Genomic DNA, 514 nt, shown 5'->3' with positions numbered 1-514 from the left:
GGTTTCTCTAAACACGAAGCTTGTCATCTCAAGATTCGGCTCATCATGAAGCACTTTATACAAAGGATGTTTAACCGCTTTAGCCGTACCCGTACTCGTGCGCTCATACACGTGAAGCGGCAGACTCGCCACCGCTTCAGACAGGATACGCACACACGAGTAGACAGCCGTCATTTGCATCGCTGAACGCTCATTCACCCTCTTACCGGACGAGGACGTACCCATTAAGAAACGATAACCACCGCCTAACATCCTGTTTTCAGGCTTATCTCTTGATTTAAATAGTCTGCTAAAAATGTTCATTGTCACCTCCTACATAAACAAAATCCCGCGATTGTCATACACGCTTTGAGTGTTCGCGTTACCGCATCTGATAGCACGGTCAAGTGCCATAATGGTGGCTATAGCACCATCAATTTTCTCGGTTGATTTTTCCTTATCTGCCTTAATGTTTCCTGCAGGATCTGTGCGGATGAAAATGTTGTCCATATTCCAGCGAAGCACCGGATGCCCA

Annotated in this window: 2 protein-coding genes; both read right to left on the bottom strand. The window is 46.5% G+C overall.

Annotated elements, in window-relative coordinates; genetic code table 11:
* The coding region (locus tag ACTJLE_RS06530) for a phage portal protein (protein WP_481267912.1) at window positions 1-174 on the bottom strand (174 nt) is incomplete at its 3' end.
* 138 nt (window positions 175-312) lie between these two features.
* The coding region (locus ACTJLE_RS06525; RefSeq protein ID WP_481267911.1) for a terminase TerL endonuclease subunit at window positions 313-514 on the bottom strand (202 nt) is incomplete at its 5' end.

This window comes from Gardnerella sp. CCPDSM (genome assembly GCF_056754715.1).
Note: the sequence above shows the minus strand (reverse complement) of the source record. Positions and strands in the feature narration are given on the sequence as shown.